The 14,777-nt window shown below is 51.9% G+C and carries 13 protein-coding genes; 2 read left to right on the forward strand and 11 right to left on the reverse strand.

Annotated elements, in window-relative coordinates; all coding sequences use genetic code 11:
* Positions 1 to 25: 25 nt before the first annotated feature.
* Together ada and JYB63_RS04860 are read right to left on the reverse strand one after the other, a co-directional pair.
* Positions 26 to 1,096 (reverse strand): bifunctional DNA-binding transcriptional regulator/O6-methylguanine-DNA methyltransferase Ada, encoded by a 1,071-nt coding sequence (ada, locus tag JYB63_RS04855; protein WP_205656660.1) that lies wholly within the window; start codon positions 1,094 to 1,096, stop codon positions 26 to 28.
* Positions 1,093 to 2,028, reverse strand: coding sequence for a DMT family transporter (locus JYB63_RS04860; protein ID WP_205656661.1), 936 nt, complete (start codon positions 2,026 to 2,028; stop codon positions 1,093 to 1,095). Before JYB63_RS04860 ends, ada begins: the two co-directional genes overlap by 4 nt.
* A 556-nt stretch (positions 2,029 to 2,584) precedes the next feature.
* Here JYB63_RS04860 and JYB63_RS04865 point away from each other — a divergent pair.
* Positions 2,585 to 5,734, forward strand: a complete 3,150-nt coding sequence (locus tag JYB63_RS04865) for an HD domain-containing phosphohydrolase (protein ID WP_205656662.1) — start codon at positions 2,585 to 2,587, stop codon at positions 5,732 to 5,734.
* A 116-nt stretch (positions 5,735 to 5,850) separates the two neighbouring features.
* Here the strand turns inward: JYB63_RS04865 and htpG are convergent, their stop codons facing one another.
* From htpG to JYB63_RS04900, 7 genes are all read right to left on the reverse strand, one after another.
* Complete coding sequence (gene htpG / locus JYB63_RS04870) at positions 5,851 to 7,758, reverse strand: molecular chaperone HtpG (RefSeq protein ID WP_205656663.1); 1,908 nt, start codon at positions 7,756 to 7,758, stop codon at positions 5,851 to 5,853.
* Positions 7,759 to 7,945: 187 nt separating this feature from the next.
* Positions 7,946 to 8,887 (reverse strand): MBL fold metallo-hydrolase, encoded by a 942-nt coding sequence (locus JYB63_RS04875; RefSeq protein WP_205656664.1) that lies wholly within the window; start codon positions 8,885 to 8,887, stop codon positions 7,946 to 7,948.
* Between the two features lie 17 nt (positions 8,888 to 8,904).
* Positions 8,905 to 9,447 (reverse strand): YceI family protein, encoded by a 543-nt coding sequence (locus tag JYB63_RS04880; protein ID WP_205656665.1) that lies wholly within the window; start codon positions 9,445 to 9,447, stop codon positions 8,905 to 8,907.
* A 16-nt stretch (positions 9,448 to 9,463) separates the two neighbouring features.
* The gene (locus JYB63_RS04885) at positions 9,464 to 9,985 is read right to left on the reverse strand and encodes a cytochrome b/b6 domain-containing protein (RefSeq protein ID WP_205656666.1); all 522 of its coding nucleotides are present in this window, start codon (positions 9,983 to 9,985) and stop codon (positions 9,464 to 9,466) included.
* A gap of 5 nt (positions 9,986 to 9,990) precedes the next feature.
* Positions 9,991 to 10,578: a YceI family protein gene (locus JYB63_RS04890; RefSeq protein WP_205656667.1), complete on the reverse strand. Its 588-nt coding sequence runs from the start codon at positions 10,576 to 10,578 to the stop codon at positions 9,991 to 9,993.
* A 242-nt stretch (positions 10,579 to 10,820) separates the two neighbouring features.
* On the reverse strand, positions 10,821 to 11,708 hold the full coding sequence (locus JYB63_RS04895; RefSeq protein ID WP_205656668.1) for a LysR family transcriptional regulator: 888 nt from the start codon (positions 11,706 to 11,708) through the stop codon (positions 10,821 to 10,823).
* A 2-nt stretch (positions 11,709 to 11,710) separates the two neighbouring features.
* Positions 11,711 to 12,472 (reverse strand): DUF599 domain-containing protein, encoded by a 762-nt coding sequence (locus JYB63_RS04900; RefSeq protein WP_207758289.1) that lies wholly within the window; start codon positions 12,470 to 12,472, stop codon positions 11,711 to 11,713.
* Positions 12,473 to 12,616: 144 nt separating this feature from the next.
* Here JYB63_RS04900 and JYB63_RS04905 point away from each other — a divergent pair, with 144 nt between their 5' ends.
* Positions 12,617 to 12,934, forward strand: a complete 318-nt coding sequence (locus JYB63_RS04905; protein WP_205656669.1) for a DUF3301 domain-containing protein — start codon at positions 12,617 to 12,619, stop codon at positions 12,932 to 12,934.
* A 16-nt stretch (positions 12,935 to 12,950) separates the two neighbouring features.
* Here JYB63_RS04905 and JYB63_RS04910 read toward each other — a convergent pair whose 3' ends face one another.
* Together JYB63_RS04910 and JYB63_RS04915 are read right to left on the reverse strand one after the other, a co-directional pair.
* Positions 12,951 to 13,631 (reverse strand): alpha/beta hydrolase, encoded by a 681-nt coding sequence (locus tag JYB63_RS04910; protein WP_205656670.1) that lies wholly within the window; start codon positions 13,629 to 13,631, stop codon positions 12,951 to 12,953.
* A gap of 52 nt (positions 13,632 to 13,683) precedes the next feature.
* Positions 13,684 to 14,694: a class I SAM-dependent rRNA methyltransferase gene (locus JYB63_RS04915; protein ID WP_205656671.1), complete on the reverse strand. Its 1,011-nt coding sequence runs from the start codon at positions 14,692 to 14,694 to the stop codon at positions 13,684 to 13,686.
* Positions 14,695 to 14,777 lie beyond the last annotated feature (83 nt).

Raw genomic sequence — 14,777 nt, forward strand, 5'->3', positions numbered from 1 at the left:
TCTGTTGCTGTTAATTCTGGGCCTGCTAATCATGCTCACGGTTTTTCTGCAGCTGTTCTTCATTATTCAGCAACTGTTGCTTGCGCTCTGTTCCCCAGCGGTAACCGCTCAAACCGCCGTCGCTGCGTACAATCCGGTGACAGGGCACCAGCACCGCCAGCTTATTCGCACCACAGGCACCAGCCACTGCCCGGCTTGCGGTGGGTTGCCCTACCGATGCTGCGAGCTGACTATAACTCATTGTCTGGCCCACCGGAATTTCCTGCAGCGCCTGCCAGACCCGCTCCTGAAACGCGGTTCCCTGAATATCCAGCGGTAACTCACAGTCCGCCTGGGGTGCCTCTACAAATGCCAGTACTTCCGCCAGTAAATCAGATAATTCATGCCTGGCAGCAATCAGCTCTGCTGCGGGAAAACGCGCCTTCAGTACCTGTTGCACATCCGCACCGGCATCCAGAAATTCAACACAGCAGATACCCCGGGCACTTACTGCCATGACCAGCGGACCGAGCACGCTTGCGCCGGTGCAATAATAAATCTGCTGACCTTTTCCGCCTTTACGGAACTGCGAAGGGGTCATTCCCAGCCGGTTATGGCTGTACACGGAAGCCGCTGAGCCAATACCGGAGGCATAGACTGCCTCCGTCACACTGACCTGATCCAGCAACGCCTCACTAAAACGCTTATTCCGGTGGTTGCGCTGATAGGCTTTCGGACTCACGCCAACCAGCCGGGTAAACAACCGCTGAAAGTGCCAGATACTTAATTGCGCATGCTCTGCCAGTTCAGCAAGATCAACACTGTCTTCGGCCTGCTCAATATACCGGCAGGCCTTCACCACCACTTCAACCAGTGCATCTGTCGCGGAGCTGTCCTGCGGTTTACAACGCTTACAGGCACGAAACCCCGCTTCTGTCGCCTTCTCGGTATTTTCAAAGAAGCGAACATTTTCCCGTTTTGGCTGCCGGGACGAACATCCCGGACGGCAGTAAATACCGGTACTCAGCACCGCATAATAAAACTGACCGCTGGCCGCCAGGTTCCGGTCGCATACCGCCTGCCAGCGGCTGTCATCATCAGCAAACAACATACTCATTTCATTACCTCCTGCTGATTCACCTTTGAACCGGCGAACAGTTTCACCGCCCTGCCGTCGATCGCCAGCAATCCGGCTCCCACCAGAAGAATGCCCAGATAATGCTCAGCAGATAAAGACTGACCAAGAAATACCGCCCCCAGACTAATAGCACTAACCGGCGCCAAAAACGTTACCAGAAGTAAGTTGGTCGGGCCCGCCGTGGAAAGAATCCGGAAATAAATAATATAGGCAAGCGCCGTACAGATCAGGGCCAGTGCCGCAACAGCCAGTAATACGTTGGTATCCGGCATAGGCAGTAACCATGGCTGATCGGCCCATAGCACCACCGGCAATAACAGCAGCGTAGAAGCGGTGACCTGACCGGCAGTTATGACCAGCGTACTGTAACCCTGGCCCTGCAAACGTTTACCGTACACACCGGCACAGGCATAACTGAATGCCGCCAGCAGAATCGCCAGCTGCGCGGTAAGATCTCCTTTCAGACCGGCAAACACATCCGGGCCGATAATCACTGCAACACCGGTGATACCCAGCACCAGCCCCACCAGTTTACCGGCACCTATCTGCTTTTCGATGCCCAGCCCCCGCAATACCAGAATACTGAACACCGGCGTCATCGCGATCAGCACCGACGCCAGCCCGCCACTGATGTAGGTCTGCCCCCAGACGATCAGGCAAAAAGGTGCCGCATTATTCAACAACCCGATACAGAGCATCCCCCGCCAGGCCGGCCAGTTGAACGGCATCCGCTGCCCCAGCATATATACCAGCGCAAACAGCAACAGCGCCGCACCGGCAACCCGCAACAGTACAATGCTGAAAACCGGCAACTGTGTCAGTGCAATATCGACAAAGAAATACGAGCCTCCCCAGATAATTGCCAGACTGATTAACAGCCCCCACTCCTGAAGATTCATTGTCTGTTTCATATAAATTCCTTTCACCGGCTACTGATATAGCCAATGTATGCCAGCGCCCCGGGTAAAACACTCAGGTTCTTGCGTTCTATTCAGAAACAATTTTTCTGGCGTGTAATAACAACTGTAATCACTGACCGATAACGTAAACAGAAGCCGGCCCGGAACATAGCCAGATTACAGCATCACTGCAGTCTGCCAATATAAAAATCAGTATGTTATGCACTCCCGATGTACAGTAAAAAAAACCGTTTAACAGGCAAGAATACCTAATATGGGCACCCGCAGCCCATAACAGAAAATACTGCTTATAAACATATAACTATATGATTTTAAATATAAAATCCATCCATCTTACAGAATCAAAAAAACAGACCCGTCAGTCAGCTTATAGCCCCAGCCGATCCAAAGTGTCTCTTTTATGCTACAAAGGTGACCAGTTAGGCTGAAGTCTGTTGCTTGATGTACCTCCCCCAACAATCAGTTTTCTCGCGAAAACCTGAGGATTAGCGGCAAGAACCGGAACACTTACAGACATCGTCAGGTGCCATGGGAGGGTACATCAGACATGGATAATGCCGTACTGCACGCCAGAAAATTTTCCATCCGGTTTACCGTTGGATGCATCTTTTTGATGGTCACCGGTTTAACCGCTGTCTTTGCACTCAGCCTGCAATTTCATTTTGGCCGGGCCATGTCAGAAGAGCTGGTATTAACCAAGCTCACGACAGCCTCTTCCAAAATAAGCGCCTACATCCAGGGGATCGACATTGATGCCTCCAGAAGTATAAAGGTTCTGAAAGACGTTTCAGTCACCAGCCAGCATAAATTCTCTGAACAGGAAATCCGGGATCTGCTAGTTCAGGTACTGCAGGACAACCCGATGTTTTACAGCATCTACTACGGTAAGCCTGACGAAGATTTCTACCAGGTGATTAATCTTGAATCGTCACCGGTGGTTCGCGAAAAAATATTCGCCGCCGATAAAGACCACTGGGTTATCATAAAAATCAGCAGTGAAACCGGCCAGCGCATCAGAAACACCCATTACTACGACAGTCAGTTAAACCTGACCAACAGCACTTCAAAAATCAGTAACTACTTTCCAACCCAGCGCCCCTGGTATAACGCAGCCACAGCAAATAAGGTTCATAAAACAGATCCCTATCTTTTCAAACACCTGAAACTCACCGGCCAGACTTATTCAATCAGAACTCCTAAAGCCGTGCTGGGTATCGATATCGTGCTTTCCTCAGTGAATTCAAAACTCTCGGCAGCATCACTGGGGCTGGAAGATCAGCAGGGTATCGAGTCATTTATATTCAGTCATAACGGCGAGCTCATCGCTTCAAACCAGAATACGGCCCAGCAACTTGAGATCCCCGCCTCTGAGCCACTTCAACTATCCCCAGACCAGCAGCGGCTGATTAATGCTATCAGCTCCCTGACGGTGTCTAACCAGACCAACTGGCCACCGCTGGACTATTCAGTCGCCGGCGAACCTAAAGGTTATGCCATTGATTTGTTAACCCTGGTTTCTGAAATGACCGGCCTGAAATTTGAGTTCATCAACGGCTTCAGCCTCAACGAACTGCAAAGTAAATTTCACGACGGGGATATCGACATACTGCATTCGGTGTCCGGCCTGAAAGCCAACCGGGGCGAAATCAGTCAGCCCATGTATACCAAAGCACTGGCCGTTGCGGTTGAAAAGCACACCACCGGTATCTCAAAGCTGAGCGACCTGAACGGTCTGAGGCTGGGACTGCCCTATGGTCAGGGATTAACTGAATTACTCAAACGTCAGGGCGTTGAAGCAACCCTGCAGGGTTTTCCTGATCTGGAAACCACCATTAAGGCATTACAGAACGGCCGCATCGACGCCATTGTCCATGTCAGTTCCACCCTCAAGCATTTCAGCAAAACCAGTATTGGCAACATGCTGAAGGTCATTATGCTCCCGGAGCTGAAAAAACTGGACCTGCACCTGTATCTGCAACCTGACCAGGCAGAACTGATGGAGATCATGAATCTCGCGCTGGCAAATGTTACGCCGGCACAGAGAGAAGTGCTCGATGAAAAATGGCTCAGTGAAGGCATTCACACGCAACACAATAACTTTGTCCCTTACGATCAGCTACTGGACTTATCACGGAATCCGTCTGTACAGCAGAACATGATCAAAATGGAGGTTAACGGCAGCAACAAATTCTTTTATGTCACCCCGCTGCACGGTCAGGGCTGGAATAAGGAGTTTTTTGCCGTCGTCATACCGGAAAAAATTGTCACTGAAGCCGTCTTTGGGCAGATCATTACCTCTACCCTGATGACCGGCGCCGTTCTGTTGTTACTGGTGCCTTTCGCCTGGTGGTTCGGTTCCCCGATTGTGCGGGCGATCACCTCACTGAAAGAAGAAACCAAGAAAGTGAAAGAACGCCGTTTTGATGAAATACAACTGGTGGACACCCGCATAAAAGAAATCTGGCAGCTGTCTAACTCTGTGCTGGACATGTCCAAAGATATTAAGAAACACCAACAGGATCAGAATGATTTCATCGAAGCCTTTATTCGCCTGACCGCTCAGGCGATCGATGATAAATCCCCTTACACTGCCGGACACTGTAACCGGGTGCCGGAACTGGGCCTGATGCTGGCGAAAGCCGCTGAAGACAGCAACAAAGGCAAATTCAGAAAATTCCGTTTTGCCAATGACAACGAACGCCGGGAATTCCGCATCGCCGCCTGGTTACACGACTGCGGAAAGATCACCACGCCGGAGTTTATCGTCGATAAAGGCACCAAGCTTGAAGCCAATTACAACCGGATTCATGAAGTACGGACCCGCTTTGAAGTGCTCTGGCGGGACGCAGAAATTGAGTACCTGAAAACCCTGCAGAAGAACCCTGAATCTGAAAGCATTGCTGCCGCCAAACTGCAGCAACAGCAAAACCGTTTACAGGAAGAATTCCGCTTTATTGCCAGCGCCAATGTCGGTGGTGAATTTATCAGTGATGAGAAGGTAGAACGGATCAAAGCGATCAGCCAGCAAACCTGGATGCGCCATTTCGACGACCGTCTGGGACTCGGCCCGCTGGAAGAAATGAACCGCCCCGCAACAGAACAATCTTTACCGGTGGCGGAACCCCTGCTGGCAGACCGGCCCGAACACATCATTAAACGGGACCGGGAAATGCAGTTCGATCCGAAGTTTAATATAAAAATGGACGTACCGGAGCACCTCTACAATCAGGGTGAAATTTATAACCTGTCTATCGGACGTGGCACCTTAAATGCCGAGGACCGCTTTAAAATTAACGAACACGTCATCAGTGGTATCAAGATCCTTGAAGCACTGCCCTTCCCGGAAGAGCTCAGCAAGGTACCCCGCTATGCCACTACCCATCATGAAACCCTTAAGGGCACCGGTTACCCCCGTAAACTGACAGCCGAGGACCTTTCAATACCGGAACGTATCCTGGTGATTGCCGATATTTTTGAAGCCCTCACCGCCGCAGACCGGCCATATAAAAAAGCCAAACCGCTCAGTGTTGCCGTCGATATCATGTACAAAATGGCGCTGGATGAACACGTCGACATGGAACTGTTCCTCCTCTTCCTGGAAAGCGGTACTTATCTGCAATACGCCAAAAAGTTTCTCCCGGATGAACAGATCGATCCGGTTGATTTGCGCAAATATCTGGAACAGGCCGCGGCATAACCCCCCGCTTTTACAGGCATAAAAAAACGCAGTCAGATGACTGCGTTTTTCTGTTTATGGCCGGCGGATACAAAAACGCCGGCTTTAACACAAACGGCTTTTAACCGATCCGGCTGTTAACCAATCATAGTTACCAGCAGCTTGTTCAGACGGTTAACGTAAGCCGCCGGATCATCCAGCGTGCCGCCGGCCGCAAGCTGAGCCTGCTCGAATACCACCAGGCTCAGTTCGTTGAAGCGGTCTTCATCCGCTTCCTGATCCAGCTTGGTAATCAGCGGGTGCTCAGGGTTAACTTCAAAGATCGGCTTGCTTTCCGGTACTTCCTGACCGGCCGCTTCCATGATCTTACGCATCTGCATGCCCATATCGTAAGCACCCAGAACCACACAGGCCGGAGAATCCGTCAGACGGTGAGTAATGCGTACTTCGCTTACTTTGTCACCCAGACCAGTGGTCAGGCGCTCAACCAGACCTTCCAGTTCCTTAGCGACTTCTTCCTGTGCCTGCTTCTCTTCTTCGTTCTCAACTTCACCCAAATCCAGCTCGCCTTTGCTCACGTCCTGGAATGACTTGCCGTCGAAGTCGAACAGGTGGCTCATCAACCACTCATCAACCCGGTCAGACATCAGCAGAACTTCGATGCCCTTCTTACGGAAAATTTCCAGATGCGGGCTGTTCTTCGCGGTGTTGTAGTTTTCAGCAACGGTGTAGTAAATCTTTTCCTGACCTTCCTGCATGCGGGAAACGTAATCTTCCAGCGATACACTCTGGGCAGAGTCAGCGTTGTGAGTAGAAGCAAAACGCAGCAGCTTACAAACGGTTTCACGGTTAGCGTGATCTTCCGCCGGACCTTCTTTCAGCACTTCACCGAAGGAAGACCACAGAGACGCGTATTTTTCCGGATCGTTTTTAGCCACTTTACCCAGCATATCCAGCGCACGCTTGGTCAGTGCTGCACGCAGCTTATCAACCACCGGATCCTTCTGCAGAATCTCACGGGATACGTTCAGGGACAGATCATTAGTGTCCACCACACCCTTCATGAAACGCAGGTACATTGGCAGGAACTGATCAGCGTCATCCATGATGAATACACGCTGCACGTACAGTTTCAGGCCACGGGGAGTATCACGGTTCCACAGGTCATGGGGTGCGTGGGAAGGTACGTATAACAGGCTGGTGTATTCCAGCTTACCTTCAACCCGGTTGTGGCTCCATTTCGCCGGCTCCTGGAAGTCGTGGGAAATGTGCTTGTAGAACTCACCGTATTCTTCGTCAGAGATTTCACTCTTGGAACGGGTCCACAGCGCTGTTGCAGTGTTAACGGTTTCATCTTCCGGCTCTTTCTGCTCTTCACCTTCAGCCGCAGGCATTGGCTCAGACTGCATGATCACCGGCAGGGAGATGTGGTCGGAATATTTACGGATCAGGGTACGCAGGCGGAAACCGTTAGCAAACTCTTCTTCACCTTCTTTCAGGTGCAGTACGATACGGGTACCACGCTCGGCTTTTTCAACGGTTTCAACGCTGAACTCACCTTCACCGGCAGATGCCCAGTGAACACCTTCTGCAGCAGACTCACCTGCTTTACGGGTGTAAACGTCAACTTTATCAGCCACGATGAAAGCCGAGTAGAAACCTACCCCGAACTGACCGATCAGCTGAGAATCTTTCTTCTGGTCGCCGCTCAGGGACGACAGGAACTGAGAGGTACCGGACTTAGCGATAGTACCCAGGTGATCAACAACGTCCTGACGGTTCATACCGATGCCGTTGTCATCAATGGTGACGGTTTTGGCATCAGCATCAAAGTCGATACGAATACGCAGTTCGCCGTCACCTTCATATAAGGCGTTGTCAGAAAGCGCCTGGAAACGCAGCTTGTCAGCAGCATCCGATGCATTGGATACCAGCTCACGCAGGAAGATCTCTTTGTTGGAGTACAAAGAGTGAATCATTAAATGTAAAAGCTGCTTAACTTCGGTCTGAAAACCAAGTGTTTCTTTCTGAGTATCTGTGCTCATTATTCAATCCCAAGCTTGAAACAATAATTACGGAATCTGCTGTAAAACAGCTGCTCGGTGAAAGCAGGCGGCAAAATTAAATGTCAGATTCCTTAACCCTGCATTCAAAATGGGGGTAGGCAAACAGATTTCAAGGCCGGCAGGGATAAAAATAATACCTGTCACCGGCCCCTTTCTTCAGATGCGCTCAGCGGTTCTTTTCCCAGCGGTAGAATGCCCGGACGTTGCCTTCAAACCAGTCATCGTAGTTAGCAAAGTGCCGGAACGCTTCAAGCTCGATACGCTCTGCGGCCTGATCTTCCGTCCACCCGGCAGCAAGCGCTTTGCGTGCTTCAGCCTGAAGCGCAGTAAAATAATCAATCTGCCGCTGCAGCGTGGCTTTATTACCCGGTGCACCGTGACCGAATAAAAACGTATCGGCATCCAGCTCAAGGGTTCTGCGCTGCTGGGCCATCAGCACATCCAGATTGATACCCGGCAAGTCGGTCCAGCCCACCACATCACCGTTGATATAATCCACGGTATAGGCCACACGCTTCTCAGGCAGCACCGGCACCAGGATGGAGGCGGTGTGTACATCCCCCAGATACTGCAGCTGAATCTCGGTATCGCCGAACTGATAGGTTTTACCTTCGTCTCCCACGACCTCGGTGGGCATATCAATAAACGGCACCTTCCTGATACTGAAATACCGTCGGGTACGTTTATGGGCGATGATCGGAGTATCTGAACCAAACGCTTTACGCAGCACCCGGGCACCAGCGATATGGTCCGTATGCAGGTGGGAATACACAATAGCAGCCAGCGGCTGGCCCGGTGCTTTTTCCCGGATAACATCCACCATGGCTTCGGCGGCGCTGTCTGACAGGGGATCAAATACCACAACACCTGCGGAGGTCACCACAAAGTGGTTGTAGTAGAACTCCTGCTCATTTTTAAATTTCAGGGAGAAAACACCCGGTACAGTTTCCTTCACATCCACAAAGTCAAACCAGTTATAGAAGGTGCCCCGGTCATTAAAATACGCTGATTTTTCTGCCAGATGATTCGCCTGTAACGCAATACTGAAAGACGTCACGCTCAGGGTTAACATCCCGGCGATAATCCACCCTGCCGCTTTATTCATCATGCTTCTCCTGAATACGGTTACGGTGCAAAGCTTAGCCTGGCACTGAATTTAACGGCTGCCCCCACGACGGCTGTGTCCAGCCATTCGCCGCTGCCAAGCCCAAAGGCCAGACGGTCGAACTCCCCTTCGGCACTGAGGCTCACCAGACGGTTTTCTGTGTCAGTGTTCACCGCCAGATCCAGTGGCAAGGTTTTATCACGGATGGTGAGAAAGCCACGGATAAACTCACCGTCAGCAGACTGGCCTTCGAAGCGCATTTCAGGAAACACCGCCGCATCCAGCCACTCATCTCCGTGCAGCACCTGATCCCGTTCAGCATTCTGAGTATCCAGCGAATCCGCACGGATCTGTAACTGCAGGGCGGTCAGTTGGCCTGCTGCGCTGAAATCAGCCGTTGCCGTGTATGTGTCCGCCTGACCTTCAAATACTCTGCCCATCTGTGTACCACTGAAGCGGATCTCACTGTTTTCCCTGACCAGCTCTGCTGCGCTGGCAGCCGCACTGATCAGCATACCTAACCCCAGCGTCAGCGCCAGCAGACTCTGCTTTACTCTTCTCACACCGCTACTCCGGTTATTAATCATAAGGACGCATCCGCTGCCAGACATCATCTTTCAGCCAGCAGCGGTGCCATATCACCGCACCGATATGCCCCACCAGTAATGCACACAAGCCCCAGCCCAGCCATTCATGCACAGCAGTAAACACATCTCTGAGAAACGGGTTTTCCGCCAGTAATACCGGCAAAGTAGCCGTGCCATAAACCGTAACACTGAACCCTGCTGCGTTAGACATCAGCCAGCCACTCAGCGGCAGGCCGAGCAAACACAAATACAGTAACCGGTGGGCCATTCTGGCTGCCGCATTCGCGGGCATCTGCGCAGCCGGCCTGATCACCCAGTGGTGTAACAGGCGCATCAGCGTCAGCAGTAACAGCAGCACTCCGAGGGACTTATGCAGATTGACCGTATCAAACCGCTTCAGCCCCAATGGCATATCTACCATCAGCCAGCCAATCACCAGCAGTGTCAGCACCAGAGGAACGGTCAGCCAGTGAAATATCCGGCTGACCCGGTCATACCGTTGCGATCCCGACATAGCCGTTACGGTGTACGCTTCAGTTCAGTTTCGATGGTAATGTTTACCTGATCCCCCAGCATTGGCGCGTAGGTCATCATGCCAAAATCTGTACGGCGGATACTGGTGGTCGCAGAAAAGCCCAGGTACTGGGTGTCATAGGCCGGGAAGAAATCTGCCAGCGGGTGCCGGCCCTGAAAGTTCAGACGGGCATCCAGCGTGACCGGCAGGGTTTTATCCAGCATGGTCAGCTGGCCTTCCACGGCATACTTATCCGCAGCGACCTGCACAATCCGCTCACTCTTGAAGCGCATTTCCGGGTATTTAGTCACGTCGAAGAAATCTTCATTCTTCAGGTGATCATCCAGCGCCGGTACATCGGTATCTACACTGGCGGTTTTAATCACCACATCAAAGGAAGACTGGGTCAGATCTTCTTCGTTGATATCGAACTTGCCGGTAAAATCCTGAAACTGACCCAGAAAATTGGAAATGCCGTTGTGGTTAACACCGAACTGAATGTTGGTGTGCGCCTTATCAAACTCATAATCTGCCGCAGATACAGGCAGTGCCATCGCTAATCCTAAGGAACACAGTGCGAGTGTTTTTTTCATAATAATCTCATTCTCGGTCAGTGAGTCCGGCGCTTAGCTTTGCAACTTTTCTTTGCAAGCTCTGGCCGTACCCGGTTAATTAATCGACGGATATGAGAATACTATTGTTGCCCGTATATGATTAGACAGGTTATTTGAGAAGGATTGTTCCACTCAAGGAACAATAAATAAGGAACTTTTAGCTGATACGCTGAAACGTAAAATTCCCGGGAAACTTAAAAGGTATTTACTCAGTGACCGGGCTAAGCCTCAGCAAAATATTCCCGGAGATGATCAACAAAGCTGCGTACCTTAGGGGACATCAGCTTACGGTGAGGATACACCGCGTACACACCGCCCTCCGGGTAGCGCCATTCGGGCAAAAACGCCACCAGCTCGCCGCTTGCCTCTTCCTGTTTACACAGGTGTTTCGGCAGAAAACCTATGCCCCCTCCCCGCAGGGTGACATTTTTAATAAACCCCAGGCTGTTCACCGCCATACGGCCTGACAAGATGACTTTGTCGCGCTTACCGTCGTTGATGAACTGATGAACGACCTTGGCAGTGCGTTCACCATAAAGAAAACAGCTATGTTCCGCCAACTGAGCAATGTCTGTCGGCGTACCGTGTTTCTGCAGGTACTCCGGCGATGCATAAGGGGTCATGGTTTCGCTGAATAACTTCACCGCGATCAGAGATGAGTCCGGCAATTCGCCGGCCCGGACGGCAACGTCATACTCGCCCCCCACCAGGTCCACGAATTCATTGGTCAGGTGCAGCTGTAACTCAACTTCCGGGTACTTCATCAGGTAATCTGCAATGACCGGCCCCAGCACATCGTTACCTTCTTCTACCGGGGCCGAGACCCGCAGTATGCCCCGGGGTGCCGCCAGGCTGTCCAGCATTTCACTTTCAGCATCCTGCGCCTGCTGCACGATCAAACGGCAGCGCTGATAAAACGTACTGCCCTGTTCGGTGAGGGTCAGTGAGCGGGTGGAGCGCTTCAGTAAACGCACCCCCAGATCAGATTCCAGTTGAGACAGCTTACGGCTAATGGTGGATTTTGGCAGCCCCAGCACTCTGCCGGCAGCACTGAAACCACCGGCATCCACTACCTGGACAAAAATCCGTACGCCGTTTAGGTCCAGCAAAATTAATCCTTGAGCCCCGGATCAGCCTGACTGCTGACCAGTTGCAGTAATGTGGCCGACTTAAATTCACGTCGGTAGAGTACAAACAGTACCCCGCCTGACAGTGCCATGAACAGCCAGGGATTAATGAACCAGCCCAGTACCGCCATGCTGAAGTAATAGGTGCGTAGCCCCAGGTTAAAGTTATTGGCCGCCAGCGAGCTCATGATGGCAATACGGTTAGCATGGCTCATCAGCTCTTTTTCCTGCACGCCTTCACTGGGCATCGGCGCACCACCGATCATCACCGAGGTAAAGCCGTACTGCCGCAGGCTCCAGGTGAACTTGAAGAAGGCATAAATAAACATGCCAATCAGCACCAGCAGTTTCAGCTCCCATTCGGCCTTGGTGGCATGGGTGGCAAACGGAATATCACCGACAATGTCGATGGCTTTTTCAGTGGATCCGAGCACGGTCATTAAACCGGCCAGTATCAGGATTGTAGAAGAGGCAAAGAAAGATACCCCCCGTTCCAGATTGGAAATCACTGTTGCATCGGCAATCCGGACATCCCGGTGCAGCACCTGAGTCATCCAGTCGAGCCGGTAAGAGTGCATCACACTGGCAAGGCAGTGACAGGTTTTGGCCTTCTTCTTGCTGTAAAGGTTATAGCCCTTGAAACACATTAAAAACCAAACAAGTGCCAGTATATTCAGCCAGTTTTCTTGAACAAACAGGGACAACGGTTCCACATTCACAACCCGGTAGCAGAAAGGAGCCTTCATTCTAATCATGCCGGGGTTAAATTGCACTGTATAAACATAGGCTTATACGGTATAGCCAAATGCCGGAGCCAGCCTTACAGCCGGTTGGCATCCCCCGGCAGCTATGCTAACTTGCCAGTGTGTCTTTCCAGTAGAAATGCCCGTATGTATATAGATTTAAAAGCTTTATTCTGGCTATGCCTGATTTGTGTCGGTTGCTGGCACTGGTGGCATTCACTGAAAGTAAAAGACATCGCCCTGCGTGCGGCAAAAGCCTACTGCAAAGATATGGACGTCCAGCTGCTGGATGAAAGTATCTATTTACGGGGTTTCTGGCTGAAGCGGGATGAAACCGGCCGGTTCCGTATCTGGCGTTCTTACCTGTTCGATTTCACCGCCAATGGCGAAGACCGCGCCCGTGGCAGAGTGGTTCTGCTGGGCTATAAGGTAACCAGTACACAACTTGATCCCCACAGGATCTGAATACTGGCCTTCTGTTTCAGCGCTTAAAAGTACCGTTGCGCAGGAAAAACAATGTCTGGGCCATCACCTTGCGGTTCTGCATCATGAAGGTATGGGTCACCGGCATGATCAGATGATCCTGCATTCCTTCAAGCCGGGTATGTACCACCGACACCTTACCGTCATTAGTGCCGGGTATCAGTAAAGATAACCAGGGATTCACACTGCGGGTACCGGCGATAATGCCCAGTTCACCACTGAACGGTCCCAGTTGCACCGGTAGACCGCGGGTGCCCAGCTGTAAGCCGGCCGGGCCGTTTATCCAACGGAACGGCGGTAACCAGCCCAGCTTATCAACCACTTCACTGCCACCGTTTGGCGGCCCGAGCATGACCACCCGGCCAAGTCCGGTAATGGTTTGCTGACGCAAAAAATAACGCAGTAAGATACCGCCCATGGAGTGAGTTACAAAATGCACTCTGGAAGCCCCTTTGCAGGCTTCAAGGGCAGTGCTGATCGCCGGCTCTGCCAGCGCTTCAACCGGTTCAGATGTGGATGGATAGCCCTGATTCACAACCTGATAACCGGCCTCTTCCAGAAACCGGGCCAGAAGGTTAAATGCTGCCGGCGTTCGGGCCAGGCCATGCAGTAATACCACCGCTTCTTTCACATTTTCTGCTGCCGTTGCAGTGGTTTTTTCAGCGTTCTGATCGTCCATGGGCATCCCTGTCATTTCTGAAAAATATACGTGAGCCTACCGGCCTCCCTGACTATAACTGTAACACAGCGATTTTCAGCGGATGACAACCGTCAGTGCTCGGGAAATCCGCTTCCGGGGTAATCAGCTGGATATCCTTCACCGGTCGTCCGGCTTTGGTGGCACAGCGCTTTATCACATCGAGCCAGTCTTCAAGGCTGACCTTGGCAACGTTATTGGTACACACCAACTGCCCACCTTCACTGACAGCCAGCAATGAGGGTTTAAGCACGCTCGGGTAATCGCGAATCAGATCCACTGTACCGAAATGACTCTTCGCCCAGCGGGGCGGATCCAGGTACACCAGATCAAACTGTTCAGCTTCAATGCGGGGGAACTGCCGGGGTTTCTGCCCTCTTTTCACCCGCTGTTTAATTTCAATACCTGCCAGTTGCTTGGCCGCGGTAAAAAAATCACTCTGGAAGAAACCGATACGGGACTCATCCAGATCATTCAGACGGGCGTTCTCGCGACCAACATCCAGGCTGCGGGTGGCAAAATCCACATTCAGCACCCGGCTGGCACCGGCCTTAGCCGCCACGACGCCAACACCGCAGGTATAAGAGAACAAATTCAATACTGATTTTCCGGCGGCATTCGCCTGCAGCCAGCGGCGTCCGGCCCGCATATCCAGGAACAGTAACGGGTCCTGACCTTTGTGCTTGCCTTTCACCAGATAATTCACGCCCAGTTCCTGCCCGGTCAGTTGCTGACGGTCAACAACGTGATCATCACTGCGACGGGAGTTACTGCTGCTGCGGTCGTTATATACCCGCTGCAGATTTTCCACTCCGGCAGGTTGCAGGAACGCTTCAGCCTGATCAAACAGCACATCCGCTTCAGACTCGCTCAGCGGTGTATGAAAACTCTGCAGCAACAGCTGATCACCGTAGCGGTCCAGCGTCAGCCCCGGTGTACCTTCAGTGGTGCCGTGATACAGCCGGTAACAGCTGGTAGCTTCAGCGTGCAGATCTGCCAGCAGTGCCTCCCGGCGTTGCAGTGCAGCTTGGAATAGGTCAGACATTCAATCAATCTCAGTAAGTGCGGCTCGGCGGGCAGTATACGTGGATAGCCAGTGACATCAACTAAACATCACTGGATGGTCGC

It is taken from the genome of Aliamphritea spongicola, from assembly GCF_017051665.1.
GTDB classification, from domain to species: Bacteria; Pseudomonadota; Gammaproteobacteria; order Pseudomonadales; family Balneatricaceae; genus Amphritea; species Amphritea spongicola.

Excerpts from the sequence above, each read along its gene's own strand:
- JYB63_RS04900 (WP_207758289.1), bottom strand. The coding sequence starts at position 12,472 with ATGAAGGCTCCTTTCTGCTACCGGGTTGTGAATGTGGAACCGTTGTCC.
- JYB63_RS04885 (WP_205656666.1), bottom strand. The coding sequence starts at position 9,985 with ATGTCGGGATCGCAACGGTATGACCGGGTCAGCCGGATATTTCACTGG.
- JYB63_RS04905 (WP_205656669.1), top strand. The coding sequence starts at position 12,617 with ATGTATATAGATTTAAAAGCTTTATTCTGGCTATGCCTGATTTGTGTC.
- JYB63_RS04865 (WP_205656662.1), top strand. The coding sequence starts at position 2,585 with ATGGATAATGCCGTACTGCACGCCAGAAAATTTTCCATCCGGTTTACC.
- JYB63_RS04890 (WP_205656667.1), bottom strand. The coding sequence starts at position 10,578 with ATGAAAAAAACACTCGCACTGTGTTCCTTAGGATTAGCGATGGCACTG.
- JYB63_RS04860 (WP_205656661.1), bottom strand. The coding sequence starts at position 2,028 with ATGAAACAGACAATGAATCTTCAGGAGTGGGGGCTGTTAATCAGTCTG.
- htpG (WP_205656663.1), bottom strand. The coding sequence starts at position 7,758 with ATGAGCACAGATACTCAGAAAGAAACACTTGGTTTTCAGACCGAAGTT.
- JYB63_RS04915 (WP_205656671.1), bottom strand. The coding sequence starts at position 14,694 with ATGTCTGACCTATTCCAAGCTGCACTGCAACGCCGGGAGGCACTGCTG.
- JYB63_RS04875 (WP_205656664.1), bottom strand. The coding sequence starts at position 8,887 with ATGATGAATAAAGCGGCAGGGTGGATTATCGCCGGGATGTTAACCCTG.
- ada (WP_205656660.1), bottom strand. The coding sequence starts at position 1,096 with ATGAGTATGTTGTTTGCTGATGATGACAGCCGCTGGCAGGCGGTATGC.
- JYB63_RS04910 (WP_205656670.1), bottom strand. The coding sequence starts at position 13,631 with ATGGACGATCAGAACGCTGAAAAAACCACTGCAACGGCAGCAGAAAAT.